Consider the following 5,514-nt stretch of genomic DNA (forward strand, 5'->3'; position numbering starts at 1 on the left):
AATGAGCTGGCGATGACTTACTCTCACATGGGTAACCCCACACTACCATCAGCGCTAAGAGGTTTCACTTCTGAGTTCGGGAAGGGATCAGGTGGTTCACTCTTGCTATGGTCGCCAGCACAACTGGTATGGATACTTGCTTCGTTTTATTCACTGTGTGACACGTTGCGTTTTCCAAATCTTTACAGATGGGCTGATTGATCTGATTTTTCGTTGTTCATTTTAGCTAAGTGTTTAACTAAATCAAGTTGCTTTGCATGTTTATGAATCGATTGATGCTTCATATACAACTGCTTGGGTGTTGTATAGTCAAGCCTCACGAGCAATTAGTATTGGTCAGCTTCACATATCACTATGCTTCCACATCCAACCTATCAACGTCCTAGTCTCGAACGGCTCTTTAGAGGAATAAATTCCTAGGGAAATCTTATCTTGAGGTAGGCTTCCCGCTTAGATGCTTTCAGCGGTTATCCCTTCCGAACATAGCTACCCGGCGATGCGACTGGCGTCACAACCGGTACACCAGAGGTTCGTCCACTCTGGTCCTCTCGTACTAGGAGCAGATCCTCTCAAATTTCCAGCGCCCACGGTAGATAGGGACCGAACTGTCTCACGACGTTCTAAACCCAGCTCGCGTACCTCTTTAAATGGCGAACAGCCATACCCTTGGGACCTGCTTCAGCCCCAGGATGAGATGAGCCGACATCGAGGTGCCAAACACCGCCGTCGATATGAACTCTTGGGCGGTATCAGCCTGTTATCCCCAGAGTACCTTTTATCCGTTGAGCGATGGCCCTTCCATACAGAACCACCGGATCACTAAGACCTACTTTCGTACCTGCTCGACTTGTGGGTCTCGCAGTTAAGCGCGCTTTTGCCTTTATACTCTACGCGTGATTTCCGACCACGCTGAGCGCACCTTCGTACTCCTCCGTTACTCTTTAGGAGGAGACCGCCCCAGTCAAACTACCCACCAGACACGGTCCTCGTCCCGGATAACGGGACAGAGTTAGAACCTCAACATTACCAGGGTGGTATTTCAAGGACGGCTCCATTGGAACTAGCGTTCCAACTTCAAAGCCTCCCACCTATCCTACACAAGTAAGGTCAAAGTTCAGTGTCAAGCTGCAGTAAAGGTTCACGGGGTCTTTCCGTCTAGCCGCGGGTACACTGCATCTTCACAGCGATTTCGATTTCACTGAGCCTCTGCTGGAGACAGCGCCGCCATCATTATGCCATTCGTGCAGGTCGGAACTTACCCGACAAGGAATTTCGCTACCTTAGGACCGTTATAGTTACGGCCGCCGTTTACTGGGGCTTCGATCAAGAGCTTCGCTTACGCTAACCCCATCAATTAACCTTCCAGCACCGGGCAGGCATCACACCCTATACGTCCACTTTCGTGTTTGCAGAGTGCTATGTTTTTAATAAACAGTTGCAGCGGCCTGGTTTCTGCGGCTGTCGTCAGCTCAGGAAGCAAGTTCCATCACCAACAACAGCGTACCTTCTCCCGAAGTTACGGTACCATTTTGCCTAGTTCCTTCAGCAGAGTTCTCTCAAGCGCCTTGGTCTACTCGACCTGACCACCTGTGTCGGTTTCGGGTACGATTCCTGTGTAACTGAAGCTTAGAGACTTTTCCTGGAAGCATGGTATCAGCCACTTCACTGTACAAGTACAGCTTGCTATCGGATCTCAGTATAGAGTACCCCGGATTTGCCTAAGATACATACCTACATCCTTCCACCTGGACAACCAACGCCAGGCTGACTTAACCTTCTCCGTCCTCTCATCGCATTACACAGAAGTATTGGAATATTAACCAATTTCCCATCGACTACGCCTTTCGGCCTCGCCTTAGGGGTCGACTCACCCAGCCCCGATTAACGTTGGACTGGAACCCTTGGTCTTTCGGCGAACGGGTTTTTCACCCGTTTTGTCGTTACTCACGTCAGCATTCGCACTTCTGATACCTCCAGCATACTTCTCAATACACCTTCATCGGCTTACAGAACGCTCCCCTACCACTTGACTAATGTCAAATCCGCAGCTTCGGCACATAGTTTTAGCCCCGTTACATCTTCCGCGCAGGCCGACTCGACTAGTGAGCTATTACGCTTTCTTTAAAGGGTGGCTGCTTCTAAGCCAACCTCCTAGCTGTCTATGCCTTCCCACATCGTTTCCCACTTAACTATGATTTTGGGGCCTTAGCTGGCGGTCTGGATTGTTTTCCTCTTGACTACGGACGTTAGCACCCGCAGTCTGTCTCCCGGATAGTACTCATAGGTATTCGGAGTTTGCATCGGTTTGGTAAGTCGGGATGACCCCCTAGCCGAAACAGTGCTCTACCCCCTATGGTATTCGTCCGAGGCGCTACCTAAATAGCTTTCGGGGAGAACCAGCTATCACCAGGCTTGATTAGCCTTTCACCCCTATCCACAAGTCATCCCCTGGCTTTTCAACGACAGTGGGTTCGGTCCTCCAGTTAGTGTTACCCAACCTTCAACCTGCTCATGGATAGATCGCCTGGTTTCGGGTCTATACCCAGCAACTAAACGCCCTATTAAGACTCGATTTCTCTACGGCTCCCCTATACGGTTAACCTCGCTACTGAATATAAGTCGCTGACCCATTATACAAAAGGTACGCAGTCACACCACGAAGGTGCTCCCACTGCTTGTATGCATGCGGTTTCAGGATCTATTTCACTCCCCTCACAGGGGTTCTTTTCGCCTTTCCCTCACGGTACTGGTTCACTATCGGTCAGTCAGGAGTATTTAGCCTTGGAGGATGGTCCCCCCATATTCAGACAAGGTTTCACGTGCCTCGCCCTACTCGTCATCATTATGTGTGCCCTTTCGTGTACGGGAATATCACCCTCTACGTTCGCACTTCCCAGAGCGTTCCACTAAAACACACATAACTTAATGGGCTGATCCCCGTTCGCTCGCCGCTACTGAGGGAATCTCAATTGATTTCTTTTCCTAAGGGTACTGAGATGTTTCACTTCCCCTCGTTCGCCTTGCAACACTATGTATTCATGTTGCAATACCTACCTTAAAGTAGGTGGGTTCCCCCATTCAGAAATCTCCGGATCAAAGGATATTTGCCGCCTCCCCGGAGCTTTTCGCAGGCTATCACGTCTTTCATCGCCTCTGACTGCCAAGGCATCCACCACATGCACTTAATTACTTGACTATACAACCCCAAACAGTCGATGTTACCTACAAGTTAGTAACTTCAACATTTCAGTTTAGAGTACTGTGTATTTAAACACTGTACAGCTTCAATCTAAATTCATATACCAAAACGCTTGATTCAGTTAATTTGCTAGTTCTCAATTCATTCAGATTAATTGCTTAATCTAAACTCTTGAGTGAACAATTTATTTCAGACTCAATTTTGCCAATCTGTTAATGAATAAACATGCCTTCGTCAGGTCATGCTTAATACCGTGATACTTAAATCACAGAAGTTAATAAACCAAGATCTAAATCTCTATTTACTAATTTCTGTAATCCGAACTTCTCTTAAGTTCTGGTGGAGACTAGGAGAGTCGAACTCCTGACCTCCTGCGTGCAAAGCAGGCGCTCTACCAACTAAGCTAAGTCCCCAGCTTACATCATCAGTCATGTATCTTTTATCTATAACTTCAACCAGTCAAAGTCATGGTGGGTCTGACAAGACTTGAACTTGTGACCCCACGCTTATCAAGCGTGTGCTCTAACCAACTGAGCTACAGACCCTCAGATACATCTATGAAGAACAACTTGTTGTGGATTCTTACCAATCGTCAATCTTTCGTTAAGGAGGTGATCCAGCCGCAGGTTCCCCTACGGCTACCTTGTTACGACTTCACCCCAGTCATCGGCCACACCGTGGTAACCGCCCTCTTTGCAGTTAGGCTAGCTACTTCTGGTGCAACAAACTCCCATGGTGTGACGGGCGGTGTGTACAAGGCCCGGGAACGTATTCACCGCGGCATTCTGATCCGCGATTACTAGCGATTCCGACTTCATGGAGTCGAGTTGCAGACTCCAATCCGGACTACGATCGGCTTTTTGAGATTAGCATCCTATCGCTAGGTAGCAACCCTTTGTACCGACCATTGTAGCACGTGTGTAGCCCTGGCCGTAAGGGCCATGATGACTTGACGTCGTCCCCGCCTTCCTCCAGTTTGTCACTGGCAGTATCCTTAAAGTTCCCGACATTACTCGCTGGCAAATAAGGAAAAGGGTTGCGCTCGTTGCGGGACTTAACCCAACATCTCACGACACGAGCTGACGACAGCCATGCAGCACCTGTATGTAAGTTCCCGAAGGCACCAATCCATCTCTGGAAAGTTCTTACTATGTCAAGGCCAGGTAAGGTTCTTCGCGTTGCATCGAATTAAACCACATGCTCCACCGCTTGTGCGGGCCCCCGTCAATTCATTTGAGTTTTAGTCTTGCGACCGTACTCCCCAGGCGGTCTACTTATCGCGTTAGCTGCGCCACTAAAGCCTCAAAGGCCCCAACGGCTAGTAGACATCGTTTACGGCATGGACTACCAGGGTATCTAATCCTGTTTGCTCCCCATGCTTTCGCACCTCAGCGTCAGTGTTAGGCCAGATGGCTGCCTTCGCCATCGGTATTCCTCCAGATCTCTACGCATTTCACCGCTACACCTGGAATTCTACCATCCTCTCCCACACTCTAGCTAACCAGTATCGAATGCAATTCCCAAGTTAAGCTCGGGGATTTCACATTTGACTTAATTAGCCGCCTACGCGCGCTTTACGCCCAGTAAATCCGATTAACGCTTGCACCCTCTGTATTACCGCGGCTGCTGGCACAGAGTTAGCCGGTGCTTATTCTGCGAGTAACGTCCACTATCTCTAGGTATTATCTAAAGTAGCCTCCTCCTCGCTTAAAGTGCTTTACAACCATAAGGCCTTCTTCACACACGCGGCATGGCTGGATCAGGCTTGCGCCCATTGTCCAATATTCCCCACTGCTGCCTCCCGTAGGAGTCTGGGCCGTGTCTCAGTCCCAGTGTGGCGGATCATCCTCTCAGACCCGCTACAGATCGTCGCCTTGGTAGGCCTTTACCCCACCAACTAGCTAATCCGACTTAGGCTCATCTATTAGCGCAAGGTCCGAAGATCCCCTGCTTTCTCCCGTAGGACGTATGCGGTATTAGCATTCCTTTCGAAATGTTGTCCCCCACTAATAGGCAGATTCCTAAGCATTACTCACCCGTCCGCCGCTAAGATCAGTAGCAAGCTACCTCTCTCCGCTCGACTTGCATGTGTTAAGCCTGCCGCCAGCGTTCAATCTGAGCCATGATCAAACTCTTCAGTTAAAATCATTTTGCACCTTATTATAGACAAGGTGCCAATTCTGGCTCATCAATTACTGACTTAAATTTCGCTCAAATAAACTTCGAGTAATTTAAACCAATCAATCAATGAAAATTATTTCGATTAATCAATCAGTAAAAATCCACACAAGTTGTTCTTCAATTCTCTTAATGAT

The 5,514-nt window shown here is 48.6% G+C and carries 2 tRNA genes and 3 rRNA genes; all 5 read right to left on the reverse strand.

Features of this window, described 5'->3' with window-relative positions:
• Positions 1-4 precede the first annotated feature (4 nt).
• The 5 genes from rrf to ACXM0J_RS18480 all read right to left on the reverse strand — a co-directional run bounded on the left by rrf (position 5) and on the right by ACXM0J_RS18480 (position 5,341).
• Positions 5-119: ribosomal RNA gene (gene rrf, locus ACXM0J_RS18460) — 5S ribosomal RNA — on the reverse strand.
• A 186-nt stretch (positions 120-305) separates the two neighbouring features.
• Positions 306-3,196, reverse strand: a 23S ribosomal RNA gene (locus ACXM0J_RS18465).
• Positions 3,197-3,536: 340 nt separating this feature from the next.
• Positions 3,537-3,612: transfer RNA gene (locus tag ACXM0J_RS18470), tRNA-Ala, on the reverse strand.
• A 55-nt stretch (positions 3,613-3,667) separates the two neighbouring features.
• A tRNA-Ile gene (locus tag ACXM0J_RS18475) sits at positions 3,668-3,744 on the reverse strand.
• Between the two features lie 59 nt (positions 3,745-3,803).
• Positions 3,804-5,341, reverse strand: a 16S ribosomal RNA gene (locus ACXM0J_RS18480).
• Together the 16S, 23S and 5S rRNA genes with 2 tRNA genes alongside form the textbook arrangement of a ribosomal RNA operon.
• Between the last annotated feature and the right edge of the window lie 173 nt (positions 5,342-5,514).

It is taken from the genome of Acinetobacter sp. GRABPA_MV_2 (genome assembly GCF_056725885.1).